Below are 21,071 nucleotides of genomic sequence, written 5' to 3' on the forward strand. Positions count from 1 at the left end.
CCCTTTTTTTCATATTTTTTTTCGTTCGCTCAGCTTTCCATCAAATTTAACTTAAATAGCTAGTTTTTGCAGCGTTTTGAACCCTTCGGCTTCGAGAACTGGTTGTAACCCTTTTACGTTGTCATCCATTAATAAGCAATATGCGAAGTTTTCCTCATCTGAATTGATGATTTCAGCTTGATTATTAATGAGCCAAATAGTTCTTCTGGCGATTGCAGAACCTGAATCAATGAATCGAGTTCCATCTGGTAGCACTTTTTCGAGCTCTTCTATTAATAAAGGAAAATGGGTGCAACCTAAAATAACGGTATCAGGCGGTTCAGGCATGCGGATCCATGGTCTGACGGCTTGAGCGACTTCATCTAATGGTAAGCTTTCCCCATGCAGTTTTCTTTCTGCGAGTTGAACGAGTTCCGCAGAGCCCAATGAAATGACTTTGCAGTCTGTAGCAAACCGTTCGATCAGCTCTTTGGTGTATTCGCGGTTTACAGTGCCTTTCGTCGCCAATAAACCCACCACGCCATTACGCGTTAACTTGGTTGCGGGTTTAATAGCTGGAACAACCCCAACAACTGGGAACGTAAAATGTGCTCTCAAATTAGGGAGGCTGACCGTACTTGCAGTATTACACGCAATAATCACAATAGTTAAAGGATGCTTTGCAGCAATATCATTTACGATTTGATAGACCCTATCAATAATAAACTCTTCACTTTTTTCGCCATAAGGGAAGGCTTCATTGTCGAATGCATAGATATAGTGGGCATTCGGGATCATTTTTTTGACTTCACGGTAAACAGATAACCCGCCCACTCCAGAATCAAATACTAGAATGGTCGGGCGAACAGATAGGGTGTTATCAGAAGTTGTAGCTTCCTGTAAGGAAATATTCTCTTCCAGCGGTGCGATAACCATACGCGGTCTCATAGTCTTTATCGAACATATTAGCTATTTTACCACGAATTGTGAGATGTGAAGTGATTGGATATGCAGCTGTGAGATCCCAGAGGCTTACTCCACCAACTTTAGTGCGTTGATAAGTTTCATTGATATCATAGCGACTGCCTATATATTGGTAAGTCAGCCCCATATCTACCGCAGCAATATTCCAATCTAGCTGGTATTTGACTTGTTGTTTTGATCTACGATTAAGCACTTTATTTGTTTTTTCATTTCTTGGGTCTAGATACTGTAACGTGAGTTGATGGCTAAATAGGCCTGTTTGTAATTCACCATTCCACTCGACACCTTTAATCTTTGCCTTGCCAATATTGTTATAAGAACTAGCATAAGTCACTGGATCCGTAGTGAAATCAATCAGATTAGTTATCTCGTTTTCATACCCAGTTAATTGCCAAAATAATAACCCTGTTTCGCCTTCTAAACCAATTTCCCACTGTTTACTTTCTTCTGGCTTTAAATTTGGATTTCCTTTGATGTTCCAAGCAACATTATCTGTATAAAGCTGACCTAAATTAGGGGCTTTATACGCTGTAGCATAAGAGCCGATTATCTTATATCCATCATAAAATTCCCAACTTAAACCTGATTGCCATGTCGTGTGCCAGTTAAATTCAGAATAGTGATCTGAACGTACTGCCCCTTCCGCACTGACAGAGTCGATGAGTGCATATTGTCCTGTAAGATAAATACCTGCGTTATTGACGGTTTCTTTTTTGCTTGTCATCGTATAACCACCGGGCTCGATACTTTGACGTTGATAATCGACTCCGGCACTGATATTTCCTTTTTCTAACCTATAGCTATTACCCCATTGAAAGTTATATTGGTCTGATTCATCAATTACAGAACCGCTACCATACCGCCCATTATGATAGTTGTAGTTATAATCTTTCATATGGCTATAGCTCCCAAGCAAACTTGTAGAGTAATTACCATTCGCATATTTCAACCCAGACTCATATGTTCTGCTATATAGCTTACGAGTGTCTGCTGGTGTACCGTCATAACTCGTACGATTGTCATAACCATAAGCGCGTGCATAAGCAGAAAGATCGGAAGAAAATTGATGCTCAACACCTAACCATAACGTTTTATTCAAAAAACCATCTTTATCGGGTTGAGGGCCCCCGCCTGTATTTCCTCTGGCTTCAATATCAAACCCTTTGGTATGAGTATAAGCCGCAGCGGCAGTTACCGTTGTATTCTCACCAAACTTTTGCTGAGTCGAACCGTTATAGTTTTGATAACTGTGTGAGCCAATACCTGCATTTAAAGTTGTGCCATCGTTATCACGGCGCGTAATAATATTCACTACACCGCCAACGGCATCAGAACCATAAACTGCTGAACGGGCGCCGCGAATATATTCAATACGTTGTACCAGTGAGATAGGAATTTGGCTCATATCGGAAGAACCGGAAATACCTGCTTGATTCAGACGAACACCATCAATCAGCACTAAAACATGGCGTGACTCTGTGCCACGTATAAATAAGGAGCTTTGTTGACCCATTCCCCCGTTTTGCGCAATATCCACTCCCGGCAGGCGTCTTAATACATCTATCACAGTATTGGATTGCCAATGATCGATATCTTCACGAGTGACCACCGTCACTGGCGCTAATATAGAAGAAATAGGTTGTTCAAAGCGGTTAGCAGACACGACCACTTGGTCAGTTTTATTATTTGCACTTGCCAAAGAAGAAGTAGCACAGAATACAGCCAGCGCAGCGGCCGATAACGGCAGCGACTTTTTATTATTCATTATGATTACACTCGGAAAATCAATTCAATTAACGTTCCGCGAGGTTGAATATAGATTCGCGCAGATATTCAACGAAGCGATTGGAAGCGTGGCAGGTATCGGACTTATAAAGTAACAAGTTGGGTTTCTATATATGAAATAAAAACGATATATAAAATGAAAATTCGACCTGTTATATCCCCTAAATAACTCAAGTAACATGTAGGCGGCAAGCGAAGATATCCCTAGGAGCATACTGAAGTATGTGACTAGGGTAGCTGAGCGATGCCAACACCCATGTAGCTTGAAGAATGACGGGGATACCTTAATTACCGTTGCGCGTCAGTCTTGGATTTACACCAAGTTCCCTAAACCACAGCTTATTATCGTAAGTTGAATAGTTATGAGTGTCTATGGATGGATAATGAAAACTGGACATCTTCGCCGCATTCCCTACAATTTCGCTCCTGATACGAATTTATTACTGTTTTATGGAGCCAAACATGCCAAACACCTCGCACACTGAAGACTACGAACAACAGCTCGTAGAAAAAACGGATCGTTTAAAGGCGATGATGGCTCCTTTTAACGCCCCTGAACCTGAAATTTTTTCATCACCAAAGTCGCATTACCGGATGCGCGCCGAATTTCGCGTCTGGCACGATAATGACGATTTATTTCATATTATGTTTGATAAGGAAACTAAAGAAAGGATCCGTGTTGATCAGTTCCCTGTCGCAAGTCAGTTAATTAATGACATGATGGCAGCGTTATTGCCGTTAATTAAGCAAAATGAATTACTGCGTCATAAATTATTTCAAATTGACTATTTATCAACACTAAGTAATAAGCTGATTGTTTCGCTGCTTTACCATAAAAAACTCAGTGAAGAGTGGGTTACTGAGGCAAAAGCCTTAAAAGCCGTTTTAGTTGAACAAGGCTTTGATGTGCAGTTGATTGGCCGGGCGTCAAAAACAAAAATCATGTTAGACAATGATTATGTGGATGAAATATTACCGGTAATGGGTAAAAATATGATTTATCGCCAAGTCGAAAATAGCTTTACGCAACCTAATGCACAGGTCAATATCAAAATGTTGGAATGGGCAATTGGGGCAACACAGAATTCGACGGGGGATTTATTAGAACTTTACTGCGGAAATGGAAACTTTTCATTGGCATTAGCGCAAAATTTCGAACGCGTATTAGCCACTGAAATTGCAAAACCTTCCGTGGCTGCGGCTCAATATAATATCGAAGCCAATAATATTGAAAATGTACAAATTATTCGTATGTCTGCAGAGGATTTTACCCAAGCCATGCAAGGTGCTCGTGAATTTAGGCGCCTAGAGGGTATTTCTTTAGCAGACTACCAGTGCAATACCATTTTCGTTGACCCGCCTCGCAGTGGTTTAGATGCAGAAACAGTGAAGCTAGTTCAGGGTTATGACCATATCCTATATATTTCATGTAACCCAGAAACGCTATGCGATAACTTAGTTGAGCTGACTAAAACGCATAAAATAGAGAAATTAGCCTTATTCGACCAATTCCCTTATACCCATCATATGGAAAGTGGGGTATTACTGAACCGCTATTAGTTGGCTGAAAACTCGGTTATTAAAAACAAAAACGCCGCATTTTACTGCGGCGTCTTATTTAGTAGAAAAGTCGTCTAAACTTAGTTTTCGACTTCTTGCTCAAGTGCCAGCTCCGCTTTTTCTTTCTTACGTGCTTTCCAGCTTGAATACATCCACAATGCGATAATGACAATAAAGGTTGCTGGGATAAAGTTAGAGCCTATTTCAGGGTTTTGAACGCGTAAAATCGCGGCATAACCAAATAGACCAATAAAAAAACTACCAGCAACAAATTTTGGCAACCCCATCGGCATGGCTTGATGTAAATAGCGCTGGTGTAAACAATACGCAGCCAATATTAGGGTTAAAATTGGAAAAAATGAAAAGTCGACCAACGAGTTAAACAGCGTTGAAAACGTCCCATGGGTTGCAAGGCCAATCACAAAGGCTAGCAATAATGTGCTTCTTTCATAACTTTTTTGATCCGTCATTGATTCTCCTTATTATTTAGTAAGGTCTGGGTCAGTTTGATTTTGTTTTTCCTGTTCCCGGCGGTACCAGTAGTAGGCGCCTTTCGCGATCATTCTTAACTGTAATACCAGCCGTTCTTCGAGATTTCTGCGTTTTTCTTCATCAATGTCTAGCGCTTCCGCACCTGCGCTAAAGACAATCGTTACCATGGCCTCGGCTTGCATTTCTGTAAAATGGCGAGGCATACGGCTTTCAAGTTCAAGGTAATCGGCCAATTCCGCAATAAAATGTTGAATTTCCCGAGCGACAGCTGCACGAAACTCCGCAGATGTTCCCGAACGCTCCCGCAATAATAACCTAAAGGCATTAGGGTTATTACCAATAAACTCCATAAAAGTTGAGACTGATGTACGGATCACACTCCCGCCTTTTGCAATACGCTGTCTTGCTTGGCGCATTAACTGGCGTAACATCAAACCACTTTCGTCAACCATCGTCAGCCCGAGTTCATCAACGTCCTTAAAATGACGGTAAAATGAAGTTGGTGCAATCCCAGCTTCACGTGCAACTTCCCGTAAACTGAGGCTAGTAAAGCTCCGCTCAGCGCTTAATTGGCTAAATGCGGCTTCGACGAGTGAACGCCGAGTTTTTTCTTTTTGTTTTGCTCTAACGCCAATTGTGTTGCTCACGGTGATCCTAATTTCTTATCATGGAAGGTCAATGTAATAAGTATTACTCTTCGCCTAGCATACCTGAAAATAATTAAACTGTTTTGGAGAAAAAGCGACTATCGCTGCAATTTACTCATTTTCAGAATTTAACTTAGCCTTTTTTCAATTAGTTTTTTAACGCTGATATACTACCAACCTTTCACTAAACAATACTTCAGCAAATCCCTACTTTATGAATCTATGAATTATATTTAGGTATTTTTCTGAGGCTCTTGAACTAAAATATTTTCGCCTAAGAATTTCAAATTGAGATAAGGCGGCAAAACAAGCGAATTTCTGAAAGCATATATAAGTATGTGACTAGGGTAAGCAAATGTCGCCAACGCTATATCAATTTGAAAGACGGCGAGGAAATTAGGTGAAATAACCAACTAATGATAACATCTTGTTGTCATTTTGTTTTAGAGCAGGTCTTACCTCATGCAACTTACCCATTTTGATGCAATAGTCATTGGTTCCGGTCCTGGTGGTGAAGGCGCCGCCATGGGGCTAGTGAAACAAGGAAAAAACGTTGCTGTTATAGAACGTTATAATAATGTCGGCGGAGGCTGTACCCACTGGGGAACCATTCCCTCAAAAGCCCTCCGTCATGCTGTTAGCCGTATTATCGAATTCAACCAAAACCCTCTTTATAGTGATAACTCCCGTAGCTTAAGCTCCTCTTTCTCTGAAATTCTGCGACATGCTGAAACGGTAATTAGCCAACAAACACGCATGCGCCAAGGATTTTACGAACGTAATGGTTGCCAAATGTTTTCGGGTGAAGCCACCTTTATCGATGAACAACATATCAGTGTCCGCTACGCGGATGGAAGTTGTGATGTTTTAAGTGCAGATAAAATCGTAATAGCCACTGGCTCTCGTCCATACTGCCCTTCTGACGTTGATTTCAACCATTCTCGGATCTACAACAGTGATACTATTCTCAACCTGACCCATGAGCCTCGCCATGTGATTATTTATGGTGCAGGTGTTATTGGCTGTGAATATGCATCTATTTTTCGTGGATTAGGGGTTAAAGTTGACTTAATCAACACCCGTGATCATCTCTTGGCCTTTCTTGACCAAGAAATGTCAGATGCCTTGTCGTATCATTTTTGGAATAGTGGTGTTGTTATTCGCCATAATGAAGAATATGAAAAAATCGAAGGGGTTGAAGACGGTGTTATTGTTCACCTGAAGTCGGGTAAAAAAGTCAAGGCGGACTGTTTACTGTATGCGAACGGAAGAACTGGTAACACTGATAGCTTAGGTCTGGCTAATGTCGGGATCGAAGCAGATGGTCGCGGTTTAGTTAAAGTCAATAAAGCGTATCGCACCACTAATGAACATATTTATGCTGTTGGTGATGTCATTGGCTACCCAAGTTTGGCCTCTGCAGCTTATGACCAGGGCCGAATTGCAGCCCGAGCCATTGGGGGTAGTTTAGGTAATGCGCATTTAGTGGAAGATATTCCAACAGGGATTTATACCATTCCTGAAATTAGTTCAGTTGGTAAAACAGAACAAGAACTGACCGCAATGAAAGTGCCTTATGAAGTTGGCCGAGCACAGTTTAAACATTTAGCACGTGCACAAATCGCAGGTATGAATGTCGGTAGTTTGAAAATATTATTCCATAGAGAAACATTACAGATATTAGGCATTCACTGTTTCGGTGAGAGAGCGGCTGAAATTATCCATATCGGCCAAGCTATCATGGAACAAAAAGGTGAAGGTAATACTATCGAATATTTCGTCAATACGACGTTCAATTACCCGACGATGGCTGAAGCTTTCCGTGTTGCAGCTTTGAATGGTTTAAATCGACTCTTTTAATTATTCTGTGATTTATGGTTGCCAAAAATTTGGCAACCATCATCAACTAAAAAATAATATTGGTAGCTTAACCCTAAACTCTATTTTTATAATAGTTATCCATTGAGTTATAGATGGTCTCCGCTAATTGTTCATAACGCCCACGTAACGGTGAACCCGGGCGATAAACTAATACAATGGTTCGTTTCGGTTCAGGTTCAATGCAATTTAAATAACATACCCCATCACGACAAACCTCATTTGGCACCGATAAATCAGGTAAAAGTGTAATTCCACTCCCTGCTGCCACCATATTTCTTAACGTTTCTAAGCTTGTTGCCCTGAAATGTGTATCTTCTTTAGCCCCTGCTTGGAAGCAAAAGCCCATTGCTTGGTCACGTAAACAGTGGCCATCTTCTAACATTAATAGTTTTTCACCTGACAATTCACTCATTTCAATCGTATCACGATCATGCCATGGGTGACTCTCGTAAATAGCCAATTTCATCGGTTCTTCAAATAAAGGAACAACAATGAAAGGGTCTGTTTCTTTTACTTCCGCTAAAATAGCGCAATCTAATTTACCACTGTCTAACTGAGCTAATAATTGCTGAGTTTGCGCTTCATGCAAATAGATTTCTAATTTAGGATGAGCTTGGTGCAATTGCGGAATAATATGAGGTAATAGATACGGCGCAACCGTTGGAATTAAACCAATATGTAATGGTCCTGACATGCTTTCCCCTTGGAGGGCTGCCATTTCTTGTAATACTTTAATTTCACGCAAAATAGTACGGGCTTGTTCAACCAATAACAAACCTTGTTGAGTAAAAAGAACTTTACGGCTAGTTCTTTCTAACAACATCACGCCAAGTTCTTCTTCTAATTTACGAATTTGGCCACTAAGAGTGGGTTGGCTAACATGACAAGAATCCGCGGCACGTCTAAAGTGTTTATGTTCGGCGAGTGCGACAAGGTACTCTAAATCTCGAATATTCATATTTCTTTTCCTTTCGTGAATTCTCTGTCAAACCAAAGATAGATAATACCAATCACTATATCGATATTGTTTTGTTTTATCTATTGATAAATTGAAAAATAGGGGGGAAACCTCATTTTTTGAACGATACACGCAATATAATGAAACAAAATGTAATATTTAGAAACAAAATGTATCTTTTTCGTGACTCTTCAAAAGAGAGAATAGTTAATTAATAATTAAATTCATTTACCATTAGCGTTTCAATATAACATTCTTAATAAAATCATTAACTGTGTTTTTTTAGAATAAACTTTCAATAAGTTACATCTTAACGTTGCCAAGTAAAATCCCAACATTCTCCTCAAAAAATATAGACTATTTTTGTCATTAAATCACACAACCAATAAAATTAACTTAATCTTAACATTCAGTTAATGTCACTAAAATAATTAAAATATTAGCGTTTAATATACATTCAGTCACATTTAAGCAGTTGTGAATTCATTAATTTATACAAAAATTAATTATAAAGATAAGGAAACAAGAAGTAATTTTTATAAAGAAATCAAAACAATAAATAATCATTCACTAACGCGCTCAAAATTAATGTTTTATTCAACACTCCCTTAAAACAGGAGAAAACACTATGAACGCATCGATATCGTCTTGTTTTAACTCACAGATTAAATCTTTATTGTTATTCTTTATAACATTATTTATTTCACTTAATGCGAATTCATTAGCCAAAGAGCATTCAGGAGTTATTACCTTCACCGGTAATGTTGTTAACGCTCCCTGCTTAATGTCCCATGAAGCATCATCACATTTACGTGTTGGATGTCTAGATGAACAATCAAAGATGAAAACAGAGTATGTTGATATTCATAGATTAAGTCGTACAACAAAAAGCATAGAACTCTCTAATCAACTCGGAAACTATCAATTTAAATGGCTAGATAGTTCGAACAAAACCGGACTAATTAAAGTGCAGTATCAGTAATTGTCTCGCTATAGATTCTATTAGGGCTCTTAGGAGCTCTTTTTTACTCTCAATAAGAGTTTATAAGACTCAGTAATAATATATATTCTTCAATTGTTGAATAACGTCTATTACATATCACTCCACATGTCGCTCATTATATTCCAATAAAATAAAAGAAACATTTCGTTATATTTACTTTCACTTTCTATTAAAGTTTGTAAGTTTTTATATAAAAGTAAATGTAAATTGCAGACTGATTTTGTTAAATCTTATTCTAAGCATTATTACAGATTGATAACAACAAAAAAGCACTAGAGAATCCAACTATAAAAAACCAGCAATAAACATAAGTAAAGGAATAAAATTCCAAAAATATCATAATTTACAGCTTTATTATCCATTGAAATGCAAAGGGATAACTTTAAATCATAGTGGGAGTAATTTTATTTTCTTTATATTTTTAAACATTTCCTTTTTTAATTTTACACCTAAATGGCGTTTTTCAATTTATAATTCCCTCGTCAAAAACACCAGGGAATATCAGTTCACTATTATTATTCTTATTTAAGAGCACACAAATCTAATTTAAACATACAGCAAGTTGATTAATCAAAAATCAATGACGGGATACTATTATGAAAAATTTATTAACAAAAACTCAAAAATTTGGCCTTCGTTCACTTTGCGCATTATTGTTCGTTACAACCGCATCTATTCATGCTTATGCAAGTAATGACCAACAAAATGGGGTTATTCATTTCTCTGGTGCAGTCGTATTTCCGCCTTGCTTTAATGAAGTGACCGACAAACATGTCACATTGAATTGCTTAAATAATCAATCTGATATGGTTGCTAGTAAAATTAACTTGAATGATGTTGCAAATACTCAAGGCTGGAAGGTAATCAATGAAGGTAGAGGAGAGTATTCATATAACTGGGTGAATGAAGAAAAACAACTCGGAATGCTAACCATTAAATATATTTAAAAACAAACGCGTTATGGGAATCGGGGTAGTCATGCTACCCCCCATTTTTTCTTCTACAACTAATCACAGTTCTAATCGTTTTTTTGCTTCCACAATAGCACTTGCCACTTGCTTCTGAGACACCCCACCTTTTGCTAACCGCTTATCTAAACAAGATTGTAGCGATAAAATTTCATAGACATCCAACTGAATAGTGTCACTGAATTTTTGCAAATCACTGAGAGCCATTTCTTCTAAAGCTTTACCTTGCCCAATCGCTGCAACAACCGCTTCGCCTACGATATGATGCGCTTCGCGGAATGGAACACCTTTAGCAACGAGGTAATCAGCAAGCTCAGTTGCATTGGCATAACCTTGCTTCGCGGCATCTTCACAACGGCTACGACGAATTTGAATACCATCAAGCACTAACGCAGCCATATGCATGCAATCTAACCAAGTATCTAATGCGTCGAATAACCCTTCTTTGTCTTCTTGCATATCTTTGTTATACGCAAGCGGCAACCCTTTAAGGGTCATCATCATACCTGTTAACGCCCCTTGGACACGGCCACATTTTCCACGGATTAATTCCAATGCATCAGGGTTTTTCTTTTGTGGCATTAATGATGAACCTGATGTCACTTTGTCTGATAACTCGACAAAACCAGCTTCACCACTATTAAAGAAAATTAAATCTTCAGCAAAGCGGGATAAATGAACCATACCGATACTTGCGTTCGATAATAATTCAAGGACGTGATCTCTGTCTGATACTGTATCCAAACTATTACGTGTTGCAGAAGCAAAACCTAACCATGATGCTAGCTGCTCACGGTCGATATCATAAGCCGTGCCTGCCAATGCTCCGCACCCTAATGGGCTGACATCTAAACGTTTTAGTGTATCTTTTAAACGGCTTTCATCACGCGCTAACATTTCACTGTAAGCTAAGCACCAATGAGCAAAAGTGACAGGCTGGGCACGCTGTAAATGCGTATAACCGGGCATCACGGCGTCTTGATTATCTTCTGCCGTCAGCACCAGTGCTTTTTGTAGCTCTGTTACCGCTTCAAGTAGCAATGCAACTTGGTCTTTACACCACAATTTTAAATCTGTTGCGACTTGGTCGTTACGGCTACGGCCTGTATGTAATTTTTTACCTAAATCACCGACTTTATCAATCAGTTGACCTTCAACCCAGCTATGAATATCTTCTGCGTCACTTTGCAGGATAATTTCAGGGTTATCTTGTACTTCTTTAAGTAAGGCATTTAGCGCTTGTTCTAAAGTTTGTTGTTCGCTATCAGACAATACACCTACGGTCACCAGTGATTTTGACCATGCGACTGAGCCGATAATATCTTGTTGCGCCAAGCGATAATCGAAACGCAGTGAATCATTAAACTGTTTAAACCGTTGATCTGCTTGCTGACTAAAACGTCCACCCCAAAGTGCCATAACGAATCCCTACCTGATTGATAAAATAAGTTTTTAACCCCGATAGCGGTCTTGGCTATCGGGGGACTACAATTTGATTTATTTCGCTTTGTTTTGTTCTTTCAGCGCACGGATACGTGAAGATAGCGAGTAAAGACGAATAAACCCACCTGCATGGCTGTGATCATAAACTTCATCTTCACCGAATGTGGCAAACTCTTCTGAATACAAGCTCTTATCCGCTTTTTTCTGAATCGCAGTCACTTGCCCTTTATATAATTTCAGAACAACTTCACCTGTCACATCTTGCGCTAATGATTCAGCAGCTGCTTGTAGCGAGTGACGTAATGGCGCAAACCAACGCCCATCATAAACCACATATGACATTTCTAAACCAAGTTGCTCACGCCATTTGTAGCTGTCACGGTCAAGAACCAGTTGTTCAATACCACGCAGAGCAGCCATCATAATTGTGCCGCCTGGGGTTTCATAACAACCACGGGATTTCATACCCACTAAACGGTTTTCAACGATGTCGATACGGCCCACACCGTGTTTTGCACCTAAAGTATTTAATGTTTCTAAACAACCGAGTGGGGACAATACTTGCCCATTCACCGAAACGACTTCGCCGTGTTTAACACCAACGGTAACCAGTTCAGCTTCATCCGGTGCATCTTGTGGGTCGACAGTCCATACCCAACAATCTTGGTTTGCCGCATTCCATGTGCTTTCTAATACGCCACCTTCAGTAGAAATGTGCCATGCGTTTTCATCACGACTATAGATTTTTTCTAAGCTGGCTGTTGTTGGAATATTACGTTCTTTCAGGTAATCAAGCAGCGCTTCACGGGAACGTAAGTCCCACTCACGCCATGGTGCAACGACTTGTAACTGTGGTGCTAATGCCGTATAAGTGCTTTCGAAACGCACTTGGTCATTACCTTTACCTGTTGCGCCATGGGCAACAGCATCTGCCCCCACTTTTAAGGCAATTTCGACTTGAGCTTTAGCAATAATTGGGCGAGCCATTGACGTACCTAATAAATAGCTGCCTTCATATAATGCACCTGTTTTTAATACAGGGTAAATATACTCTTTGATGAACTCTTCGCGTAAATCAACTACGTAGCATTCAGATGCACCTGATTGCAGGGCTTTTTTCTCTACGCCCACTAAATCTTCACGGTCTTGACCCACATCCGCAACGAAGGCCACGACTTCGCAACCATCATAGTTTTCTTTTAGCCATGGAATAATTGCTGATGTATCCAGACCACCTGAATATGCTAATACAATCTTTTTAATGCCCTTTTTCATAACGTACCTATCCGCTCAATTAATATTGTTATTCCATGGCTCATTTATGATGCCAAGATCCGTGTTCCGATTGCGGTTCCATTAAACAGCTCGGGAAGTTGTTCTGCATGACGCCAGCTTGCAATATCCACAGAACGTTGCAAGGCTGCCGCAGCGTCTAATGCTGCATTAACCTTCACAATCATTCCGTCGGTAATAATTCCCTGTTCAATTAACTTTTGCGCTTTTTGCGTCGTCATTTCATCAATTTTTTGGCCTTTACCATCCAAAATACCGCTCACATCGGACAATAAGACCAGATCTGCATTTAATGCTTGGGCGATAGCCGTTGCGGCTTGATCCGCATTCACGTTCATCAACTCACCTTCTGGTGTGATACCAATAGAGCTGATAATGGGTAAATAACCCGCACCCAACAATAATTTCAATAATTTCGCATCACCAGGTTTAGCATTACCGACATGGCCTAATTCTTCGTTTAGTTGCGTCACCGTGGCGCTTTGACCATCACCAAGAGAAAGACCTACTGCCGGAAGTTGATACTTCGTTGCCCATGCCAATAATGTTTTATTCGCGGTGCCTGCTAATGCCCCCGTAATAATATCGATTTGGTCTGCTGGCGTGACACGCAACCCTTGCTTTTTAACCACGGGTAATTGCAGTTTTTGCATCAATTCATCAACTAAACAACCACCACCATGCACAATCACCAACTCGCGTTGATGAGCTTGCCGATAGGTTTGGATAGCTGTAAATAATTTTTCAAGCGCCTCGACGCTATCAAGTAATACTCCGCCCAATTTAATCACTAAGGGTTGCATGGGGTTAATCCTTCTTAAAGTAAAGACTGAGTTTCAGCAAAACCAAAACGAATATTCATGCACTGAACGGCTTGTGCTGCTGCACCTTTGAGTAGGTTATCTTCTGTACCTACTAAAATCAGGTGTTCACCTTTCAATACATAGCCAATATCACAAAACGGCGTACCGACTACTGATTTCAATGCAGGAACGCCTTTTTCATATAACCGCACTAACGGTTTATTTTGATAGGCATCTTTAAACGTTTGTGTGATTTTTTCTGCTGTCACACCCGTTTTTACTTTGCAAGTAATCGTTGCCAGAATACCTCGAGAGAAATTACCCAAATGTGGTGTAAAAATAACCTCTCTTCCTAAGTGAGTCGCGATTTCTGGCTGATGGCGATGCGTAAAGAGGCCATAAGGTTGCAAACTCACTTCGCAAAAGCTGTTGGTCATTGACGCTTTACGGCCTGCTCCGGAGACACCACTGGTAGCATTAATGACTGGCCACATAGCTTCATCCAGTAAATCTGCTTCAATCAATGGCTTAAGAGCTAACTGGGAAACCGTTGGGTAACACCCTGGTACTGCAATCAATTGTGCTTGATGAATTTTATCGGCCTGCCATTCTGCTAAACCGTAAACTGCTTGCATTAGCCATTCAGTATTTGTATGTTCAAAGCCATAGTATTGCGTATAAAACGCAGGATCTTGAACACGATAAGCACCGGATAAGTCGAACACCACGCAGCCCGCTTCAAGAAACTGAGGTGCAATGTCATGGCTCACTTCATGTGCCGTGGCAAGGAAAACAACATCAATACCTTTCGCTGCTTCCGCGACATCGGTTAATGGCAGAACGGGAAGGTCGATGATGCCTTTATACTGAGGGTGTAAATCAGAAAAACGTTTATTTGCATCCGCACTTTGCGCCGAAACCATCAGCCCTTGAAGATTAACTTCCGGATGGCGTTGCAAATAAGCGGCTAATTCTGCTCCAGTATAGCCACTGGCCCCGATAATGAGTGTGTTCAACATATGCTTTCTACCTTGTACTCGTGACCCAAACAGTTTAATGTGTATTTTTATTCAAATAAAGTGCATGAATATTGATACTATTATGGATAAAGGCTGTCAACAGTGAATATTAAATTACCTGCATTTATTGAGATTTATCGTCAATTAATTGCCATTCCGTCGATTAGTGCGACTGATTCTCATTTGGATCAGAGCAATAAAGCTCTGGTGGAACTTCTCGGTGGATGGCTGGAGACGTTAGGTTTTTCGGTCAACATTCAACCTGTACCGGAAACGCGTGATAAATATAATTTGTTTGCATCCATTGGCGAAGGAAATGGTGGGTTGATGCTATGCGGTCATACCGATACCGTGCCCTTTGATGATGGGCGTTGGAGCAAAAACCCATTTGAGCTGACAGAGTATGACGGCAAGTTATATGGGCTCGGAACCGCAGATATGAAAGGCTTTTTTGCTTTTATTGTTGATGCGTTACGCGATATGGATTTAACTCAACTCAAACGCCCACTGCATATATTAGCCACAGCAGATGAAGAAACATCGATGGCTGGTGCGCGTTATTTTGCAGCCAGTACAACATTAAGACCAGATTTTGCAATTATTGGCGAGCCAACATCGTTACAACCGATTCGCGCGCACAAAGGGCATTTATCAAATGCTATCCGCATTACTGGGCAATCGGGGCACTCTAGTGACCCAGAACGTGGCGTCAATGCAATTGAATTGATGCATGAGTCTGTTTCCCACCTAATGGACTTACGAAATACGTTAAAAGAACGATTTAACAACCCTGCATTTGTCATTCCCTACCCGACGATGAACTTTGGTCATATTCATGGTGGTGACGCAGCCAACCGAATTTGTGGTTGTTGTGAATTACATATGGATATTCGCCCGCTACCTGGGCTAACTTTGCAAGATTTAGATGAGCTACTTAATGAAGCTCTTGAGCCGGTTAGTGCCCGTTGGCCAGGCCGCTTGACGGTTGAATCCATGCATCCGCCGATCCCTGGCTATGAATGCCCAACGGACCACAAAATGGTCGCAGTGATTGAGCAATTGTTAGGGCAAAAAGCAGATACCGTGAATTACTGTACTGAAGCACCGTTTATCCAAGAGCTCTGCCCAACGTTGGTTCTTGGCCCTGGTTCTATTGAGCAAGCACATCAACCTGATGAGTTTATTGATATGCGCTTTATTGAGCCTACTCGCCAATTAATTAGCCAAATGATTGAGCACTTCTGTTTCACTGAATAAATCTGACTAGCCATAGATTCAAGCGCGACACTGAAAAGAGTCGCGTTTTTTATCATGAATTATTTTCCTGTTGCCTTTGAAAAAACCTCAGCGTCATAATTTAATTTAAGTATTGACTATTGATACCGATCTGGTAATTTCTTTTAGACGTCTAAACGTATAGACACACAAATGGATATAATAACGTACAAAAAATAGTTAGTCTGCAAATTGCGAGGTTACAGGGTATGAGCTTTTTTCACGCAAATCAGCGCGAAGCGCTAAATCAAAATTTAGCTGAGTTAGACGGCCAAATTAATGTTTCATTTGAATTTTTCCCACCTCGCAGTGAAGAGATGGAGCAGACGCTATGGAAATCCATCGATCGGCTCAAAAACCTGAAACCTAAATTTGTCTCCGTGACTTATGGTGCGAATTCCGGTGAACGTGATAGAACGCACAGCATCATCAAAGATATTAAAGATAAAACCGGTTTAATTGCAGCCCCTCACCTAACTTGTATTGATGCGAACCCTGATGAACTGAAAGCCATTGCCCGTGACTATTGGAATAATGGTATTCGTCATATTGTTGCTCTGCGTGGTGATTTGCCTGACAACAGCCGTAAACCAGATATGTATGCCGTTGATTTGGTTGAGTTGCTAAAAGGTGAGGCAGATTTTGATATTTCTGTCGCTGCCTACCCTGAAGTCCACCCTGAAGCCAAAAGTGCTCAAGCCGATTTAATTAGTTTAAAAAAGAAAATTGATGCGGGTGCTAACCGTGCAATTACTCAATTTTTCTTTGATGTTGAAAGCTATTTACGTTTTCGTGACCGTTGTGTCGCAACTGGCATTGATGTGGAAATTGTACCGGGGATCTTACCGGTCTCTAACTTTCGTCAACTTGAGCGTTTTGCCAAACTGACTAACGTACGCATTCCTGCGTGGATGAGTAAAATGTACGAAGGGTTAGACAATGACCCAGAAAGCCGAAACCTTGTTGGAGCATCCATTGCCATGGACATGGTTAAAATTCTTAGCCGTGAAGGTGTAAAAGATTTCCACTTTTACACATTGAACCGTTCTGAGCTCACCTATGCTATCTGCCATACTTTAGGCGTTAGGCCTTAGCCCCTCAATGTCGTGATGTATTTTTAAAAGTACATCACGACATTGCTTTATGAAAGTTTCCTAATTCCACTTAGTTAAACTCATTGAAATCGAAAAATTCCAACAATGAGTATTAAATATGAAAGTTGAGTCCAATATCTCTTCGGTGAATACTTCACCATCCACCTCGATTAAAACAGCCGCATTCCCTACTGGATCATTTGAACAACGGGATGTCGTGATTATTAATCCCTATATGAATGGAGGTGGGGATAAAGTACTGGGTAATAAAGTCGCAAACATTGCTTTAAATGATGGCTGTAGGGTATCCATCATTTCAATAAATGCTGACAATATTGCAAAAATGGGCTGTCGTAATTTGTCGTTAAATGACCCCACTTTTAATTCAATTGACCAATTGAGAAATCCATTACTTATTATTACTCCAATTAGCACGCTGGAACCTCAACAAATTGAGTTTTGTATCATGTAGTTATGTCAACACCTTGATTTTAAAAAACAAAAAGTAATGATCCTTGATGAAATGGATGTCCGTCCGCAAGACAGTAAACGGCTAGAATGTATAAAGCACCTACGTCATAATGGGTTTAAAAATATCCACGCTTATAACTTAGGGTTAAATAATGGGATAGGTTATTTAGCAACAGAACAGAAGCAAATAGATAATATTAAACACCGTTTCAGATATGAGTTATCCAACTTAATGGATAGTTATAATTTATCGTTAGCAAAAGATACCCACCACTATTTAGCCTATCTCAGTGCTGAACCTGTGTACCGACAAGCCAAACTCCCCATGCATAGTGCACAATTGTTCATTGCTAATAAACTTGTAGAAACACAGCATGATAATAAAGATACAAATTTTATTATTGTGATACGCCAGCTAGCCAATTGTTATCGTGATGATTTCAATATAGAAGAATTTGATAGGCATACAAAATACTACTTTGACGGTAAAGAAACTGTTTCCTCAGCCCTACAAGAAATACTGATAAAAAAAGAAGCAGGGAAATTTGATTCACCAATGTTATTTTCAAAAGCACAATTATATCTTGCAGATACAGAGCAAGGAAAATTAGAAAAACTTTTTGAGCTTAAAGGTACTGGAAACCGACAAATTAATATTGTTGTAACTGAATCCCTCCCTAAAAATATTTTTGAGGATTTCATGTACTTGGCTGATTCCGGCATGATGAGCGGTGATCAGTCACTTAGTGAGTATTTATCCTTAAAAAGCGCCGTGCCTTACTACGACATGCAACCATGGAAAGAGGAGGTTGCTGATGGCTTAATCAAGTATGCAGAACAACATGGAACCAAAGATACTATGGTTTCTAAAATCAGTGGTTACAAACTTAATGGCGACATCAGGGCTTCCTATTTAAATGCAGCCCAGTATATTCCACCAACCCCAGAACAATTAGCTCAAGAAGAGGCAACTAATAAGAAAATTGCTAGCTTAAAAGCCAATGGTAAAATTCGTGAGTTCATCACGCCAAAAGAAGAATGGAAAAGATGGGATCAGTGGAAAGAAAGTCACTAATCGAGCAGAAGGCGGGATCACTCCCGCCGTCCCTTCATACCACTGTACGTACGGCTTAGTATATGGCTGCTCCTATCTATATTGAAATAACTTCAATACATGAATCTGTTTCGTTCATTGTGCCTACGACACGCTCAGAAAGCATATGTGATTTGTCGCTCATGATATGCTATTAGTTAGCTCGCACTACTTTAATTAGCTTAAAAAATAAAGATCATCAATTAGCTGGAACTGGCTATTTATATTTATTGTTTACAAAATAGCTTCTATTTTTTACAAAAATACATTGACGCGATATCGAAACTGATTAGTTTCCCGACCCACGTATCCATAATAAAATCAGTGTTATTATCTTCTATATTCAAGTTTATCTTACCGCAATAAATATATTTAACGGTTAATGGTATAAATTAATTTTTAATATAATGAAAATTATCGCTTAAATATCAACCACAGAATTTAACATTACTGAAATATTAAATTCTCACAAATAATCATGTATTTCTTCTACAATTATCGCCCTATGCAAAATCAAATAAAAATAACTAAAAAGCTAAATTCATAGAAATAAAAACCATAAAAATGTAATAATTCAGTTAAATTATGCAGTTTTTAGTATCATCTTATAAACACAAATCACCCTTTGATAAAATTATCTATCAAAAAAACAATCACAAACCATCATTCACCCCACTATTACTTTCTAATTATGACATTTTTCATTAAATTATCTTTTTTATTTGAACGCTTTTGAATTTTTCAAAAGTCAGCGTATATTTAATATTGAGCTCAAAATTAATACTATTTAATTACCACATGGTCATTGAGGAATTAAGACATGAGTAATAATGCATTAAATTCAAAACACAATGGAATGGATGATGTCTACGCATCATTAGAATTATCCAAATCATTACCAAAAACCAAATTTCCATTGAAGGAACAAGCACCACGTAATGTATTTAGTGCAGTACGCGATGAATTAATGTTAGATGGAAATTCACGCCAAAACTTAGCGACATTCTGCCAAACATGGGTAGATGATGAAATTCGTGATTTGATGGATTTGTCTATCGACAAAAACATGATAGACAAAGATGAATATCCACAAACGGCGGAAATTGAAAACCGCTGCGTACACATGTTAGCGGATTTATGGAACTCACCAGATGCAGAAAATACCCTTGGTTGTTCAACTATCGGGTCCTCAGAAGCTGCAATGCTTGGTGGGCTTGCGTTAAAATGGCAATGGCGCAAAAAACAAGCCGCTAAAGGAAAACCGACTGATAAACCCAACTTAATTTGTGGCCCAGTTCAAATCTGTTGGCACAAATTTGCCCGTTATTTTGATGTTGAACTGAGAGAAATTCCACTTGAAGGCGACCGCCTTATCATGACACCGGAAGAGGTGCTCAAACGCGTCGACGAAAATACCATTGGTGTGGTCCCAACGCTTGGGGTGACATTTACCTGCCAATATGAACCCGTCAAAGCCGTACATGATGCACTCGATAAACTGCAAAAAGAGACTGGGTTGGATATCCCTATCCATGTGGATGGGGCGAGTGGTGGGTTCTTAGCCCCATTCTGTGCACCAGACTTAGAATGGGATTTCCGCTTACCGCGCGTAAAATCCATTAATGCATCAGGTCATAAGTTCGGTTTAGCCCCATTAGGTGCTGGCTGGGTAATTTGGCGTGAAGCCAAAGACCTTCCAGAAGAATTGATTTTTAATGTGAATTATTTAGGCGGTAACATGCCAACATTCGCACTCAATTTCTCTCGTCCTGGTGGTCAAATCATTGCCCAATATTATAATTTCTTGAGACTAGGTCGCGAAGGCTATGCAAAAATCCACAACGCTTGCTACGCAACCGCACAATATCTTAGCCGTGAAATTGAAAAATTAGGGCCATTTGAAATGATTTTTGATGGTGATAGTCAAACTGGTATCCCGGCATTAGCCTGGAAACTAAAAGAAGGCACAACCACCAGCAAATATTCCCTCTATGACATCGCAGACAAACTGCGCAGTCGCGGCTGGCAAGTTCCAGCTTATTCCATGCCAGCAAACCGTGAAGACCTTGTTATTCAACGTATTCTAGTGCGTCATGGTGTTAGTTTAGATTTAGCGGCATTACTGATTGATGACTTCAAACGTACCTTAGAATATTTCGATAAGCATCCCGTCAATCAACCGCTAACAGAAGAAGAAGGCGGCGGTTTTAATCACAGTTAATTCTTTTATTCATGATTGTGTTGTTAACGAGTCAAAGAACCTTAGGTTCTTTGACTCCTACTGAAATCCGCCCAGCAAAGGCTGATTGTTTATCGATTTGAG

Annotated in this window: 18 protein-coding genes; 9 read left to right on the forward strand and 9 right to left on the reverse strand. The window is 39.7% G+C overall.

Features of this window, described 5'->3' with window-relative positions; all coding sequences use genetic code 11:
* Positions 1-51 precede the first annotated feature (51 nt).
* A complete protein-coding gene (gene murI, locus PSE60_RS20095; protein ID WP_272666557.1) occupies positions 52-915 on the reverse strand; it encodes a glutamate racemase in 864 nt (287 codons plus the stop codon).
* Positions 860-2,728, reverse strand: coding sequence for a TonB-dependent vitamin B12 receptor BtuB (gene btuB, locus PSE60_RS20100; RefSeq protein ID WP_272666558.1), 1,869 nt, complete (start codon positions 2,726-2,728; stop codon positions 860-862). Before btuB ends, murI begins: the two co-directional genes overlap by 56 nt.
* A gap of 482 nt (positions 2,729-3,210) precedes the next feature.
* Here btuB and trmA point away from each other — a divergent pair, with 482 nt between their 5' ends.
* Positions 3,211-4,308 (forward strand): tRNA (uridine(54)-C5)-methyltransferase TrmA, encoded by a 1,098-nt coding sequence (gene trmA / locus PSE60_RS20105; protein ID WP_272666559.1) that lies wholly within the window; start codon positions 3,211-3,213, stop codon positions 4,306-4,308.
* 80 nt (positions 4,309-4,388) lie between these two features.
* On the opposite strand, the gene PSE60_RS20110 is transcribed toward trmA, so the two are convergent.
* Both PSE60_RS20110 and fabR read right to left on the reverse strand, forming a co-directional pair.
* Positions 4,389-4,778: a YijD family membrane protein gene (locus PSE60_RS20110; RefSeq protein WP_004907104.1), complete on the reverse strand. Its 390-nt coding sequence runs from the start codon at positions 4,776-4,778 to the stop codon at positions 4,389-4,391.
* Positions 4,779-4,790: 12 nt separating this feature from the next.
* Positions 4,791-5,447, reverse strand: coding sequence for an HTH-type transcriptional repressor FabR (gene fabR, locus PSE60_RS20115; RefSeq protein WP_004265350.1), 657 nt, complete (start codon positions 5,445-5,447; stop codon positions 4,791-4,793).
* Positions 5,448-5,909: 462 nt separating this feature from the next.
* Between fabR and sthA the strand changes: the two genes are divergently transcribed.
* A complete protein-coding gene (sthA, locus tag PSE60_RS20120) occupies positions 5,910-7,307 on the forward strand; it encodes a Si-specific NAD(P)(+) transhydrogenase (RefSeq protein WP_004907101.1) in 1,398 nt (465 codons plus the stop codon).
* A gap of 73 nt (positions 7,308-7,380) precedes the next feature.
* Here the strand turns inward: sthA and oxyR are convergent, their stop codons facing one another.
* Positions 7,381-8,286: a DNA-binding transcriptional regulator OxyR gene (gene oxyR, locus PSE60_RS20125; RefSeq protein ID WP_004907100.1), complete on the reverse strand. Its 906-nt coding sequence runs from the start codon at positions 8,284-8,286 to the stop codon at positions 7,381-7,383.
* A 628-nt stretch (positions 8,287-8,914) separates the two neighbouring features.
* Here oxyR and PSE60_RS20130 point away from each other — a divergent pair.
* Together PSE60_RS20130 and PSE60_RS20135 are read left to right on the forward strand one after the other, a co-directional pair.
* Positions 8,915-9,268: a hypothetical protein gene (locus PSE60_RS20130; RefSeq protein WP_210840069.1), complete on the forward strand. Its 354-nt coding sequence runs from the start codon at positions 8,915-8,917 to the stop codon at positions 9,266-9,268.
* Between the two features lie 617 nt (positions 9,269-9,885).
* On the forward strand, positions 9,886-10,236 hold the full coding sequence (locus tag PSE60_RS20135; RefSeq protein WP_272666560.1) for a hypothetical protein: 351 nt from the start codon (positions 9,886-9,888) through the stop codon (positions 10,234-10,236).
* Between the two features lie 63 nt (positions 10,237-10,299).
* On the opposite strand, the gene argH is transcribed toward PSE60_RS20135, so the two are convergent.
* The 4 genes from argH to argC form a co-directional block, all read right to left on the reverse strand.
* On the reverse strand, positions 10,300-11,676 hold the full coding sequence (argH, locus tag PSE60_RS20140) for an argininosuccinate lyase (protein WP_272666561.1): 1,377 nt from the start codon (positions 11,674-11,676) through the stop codon (positions 10,300-10,302).
* A gap of 78 nt (positions 11,677-11,754) precedes the next feature.
* Positions 11,755-12,975 carry an argininosuccinate synthase gene (locus PSE60_RS20145; RefSeq protein ID WP_210840072.1) on the reverse strand — a complete coding sequence of 407 codons (1,221 nt, stop codon included), beginning with the start codon at positions 12,973-12,975 and terminating at the stop codon, positions 11,755-11,757.
* Positions 12,976-13,019: 44 nt separating this feature from the next.
* Positions 13,020-13,796 (reverse strand): acetylglutamate kinase, encoded by a 777-nt coding sequence (argB, locus tag PSE60_RS20150; protein ID WP_210840073.1) that lies wholly within the window; start codon positions 13,794-13,796, stop codon positions 13,020-13,022.
* A 14-nt stretch (positions 13,797-13,810) separates the two neighbouring features.
* Entirely contained in the window at positions 13,811-14,815 is a 1,005-nt protein-coding gene (gene argC / locus PSE60_RS20155) for an N-acetyl-gamma-glutamyl-phosphate reductase (protein WP_272666562.1), read from the reverse strand.
* A gap of 102 nt (positions 14,816-14,917) precedes the next feature.
* Here argC and argE point away from each other — a divergent pair, with 102 nt between their 5' ends.
* The 5 genes from argE to PSE60_RS20180 all read left to right on the forward strand — a co-directional run bounded on the left by argE (position 14,918) and on the right by PSE60_RS20180 (position 20,969).
* A complete protein-coding gene (gene argE / locus PSE60_RS20160) occupies positions 14,918-16,072 on the forward strand; it encodes an acetylornithine deacetylase (RefSeq protein WP_272666563.1) in 1,155 nt (384 codons plus the stop codon).
* A 227-nt stretch (positions 16,073-16,299) separates the two neighbouring features.
* Positions 16,300-17,184: a methylenetetrahydrofolate reductase gene (gene metF / locus PSE60_RS20165; protein WP_272666564.1), complete on the forward strand. Its 885-nt coding sequence runs from the start codon at positions 16,300-16,302 to the stop codon at positions 17,182-17,184.
* A 118-nt stretch (positions 17,185-17,302) separates the two neighbouring features.
* Positions 17,303-17,656: a hypothetical protein gene (locus tag PSE60_RS20170; protein WP_272666565.1), complete on the forward strand. Its 354-nt coding sequence runs from the start codon at positions 17,303-17,305 to the stop codon at positions 17,654-17,656.
* A gap of 36 nt (positions 17,657-17,692) precedes the next feature.
* Positions 17,693-18,730, forward strand: coding sequence for a hypothetical protein (locus PSE60_RS20175; protein WP_272666566.1), 1,038 nt, complete (start codon positions 17,693-17,695; stop codon positions 18,728-18,730).
* 838 nt (positions 18,731-19,568) lie between these two features.
* Positions 19,569-20,969, forward strand: a complete 1,401-nt coding sequence (locus PSE60_RS20180; protein ID WP_004907076.1) for a glutamate decarboxylase — start codon at positions 19,569-19,571, stop codon at positions 20,967-20,969.
* Positions 20,970-21,071: the final 102 nt, after the last annotated feature.

The sequence above is a fragment of the Providencia sp. PROV174 genome, assembly GCF_028480685.1.
GTDB lineage: Bacteria > Pseudomonadota > Gammaproteobacteria > Enterobacterales > Enterobacteriaceae > Providencia > Providencia rettgeri.

Excerpts from the sequence above, each read along its gene's own strand:
- murI (WP_272666557.1), bottom strand. The coding sequence starts at position 915 with ATGGTTATCGCACCGCTGGAAGAGAATATTTCCTTACAGGAAGCTACA.
- btuB (WP_272666558.1), bottom strand. The coding sequence starts at position 2,728 with ATGAATAATAAAAAGTCGCTGCCGTTATCGGCCGCTGCGCTGGCTGTA.
- trmA (WP_272666559.1), top strand. The coding sequence starts at position 3,211 with ATGCCAAACACCTCGCACACTGAAGACTACGAACAACAGCTCGTAGAA.
- PSE60_RS20110 (WP_004907104.1), bottom strand. The coding sequence starts at position 4,778 with ATGACGGATCAAAAAAGTTATGAAAGAAGCACATTATTGCTAGCCTTT.
- sthA (WP_004907101.1), top strand. The coding sequence starts at position 5,910 with ATGCAACTTACCCATTTTGATGCAATAGTCATTGGTTCCGGTCCTGGT.
- oxyR (WP_004907100.1), bottom strand. The coding sequence starts at position 8,286 with ATGAATATTCGAGATTTAGAGTACCTTGTCGCACTCGCCGAACATAAA.
- PSE60_RS20130 (WP_210840069.1), top strand. The coding sequence starts at position 8,915 with ATGAACGCATCGATATCGTCTTGTTTTAACTCACAGATTAAATCTTTA.
- PSE60_RS20135 (WP_272666560.1), top strand. The coding sequence starts at position 9,886 with ATGAAAAATTTATTAACAAAAACTCAAAAATTTGGCCTTCGTTCACTT.
- argH (WP_272666561.1), bottom strand. The coding sequence starts at position 11,676 with ATGGCACTTTGGGGTGGACGTTTTAGTCAGCAAGCAGATCAACGGTTT.
- PSE60_RS20145 (WP_210840072.1), bottom strand. The coding sequence starts at position 12,975 with ATGAAAAAGGGCATTAAAAAGATTGTATTAGCATATTCAGGTGGTCTG.
- argB (WP_210840073.1), bottom strand. The coding sequence starts at position 13,796 with ATGCAACCCTTAGTGATTAAATTGGGCGGAGTATTACTTGATAGCGTC.
- argC (WP_272666562.1), bottom strand. The coding sequence starts at position 14,815 with ATGTTGAACACACTCATTATCGGGGCCAGTGGCTATACTGGAGCAGAA.
- metF (WP_272666564.1), top strand. The coding sequence starts at position 16,300 with ATGAGCTTTTTTCACGCAAATCAGCGCGAAGCGCTAAATCAAAATTTA.
- PSE60_RS20170 (WP_272666565.1), top strand. The coding sequence starts at position 17,303 with ATGAAAGTTGAGTCCAATATCTCTTCGGTGAATACTTCACCATCCACC.
- PSE60_RS20175 (WP_272666566.1), top strand. The coding sequence starts at position 17,693 with ATGATCCTTGATGAAATGGATGTCCGTCCGCAAGACAGTAAACGGCTA.
- PSE60_RS20180 (WP_004907076.1), top strand. The coding sequence starts at position 19,569 with ATGAGTAATAATGCATTAAATTCAAAACACAATGGAATGGATGATGTC.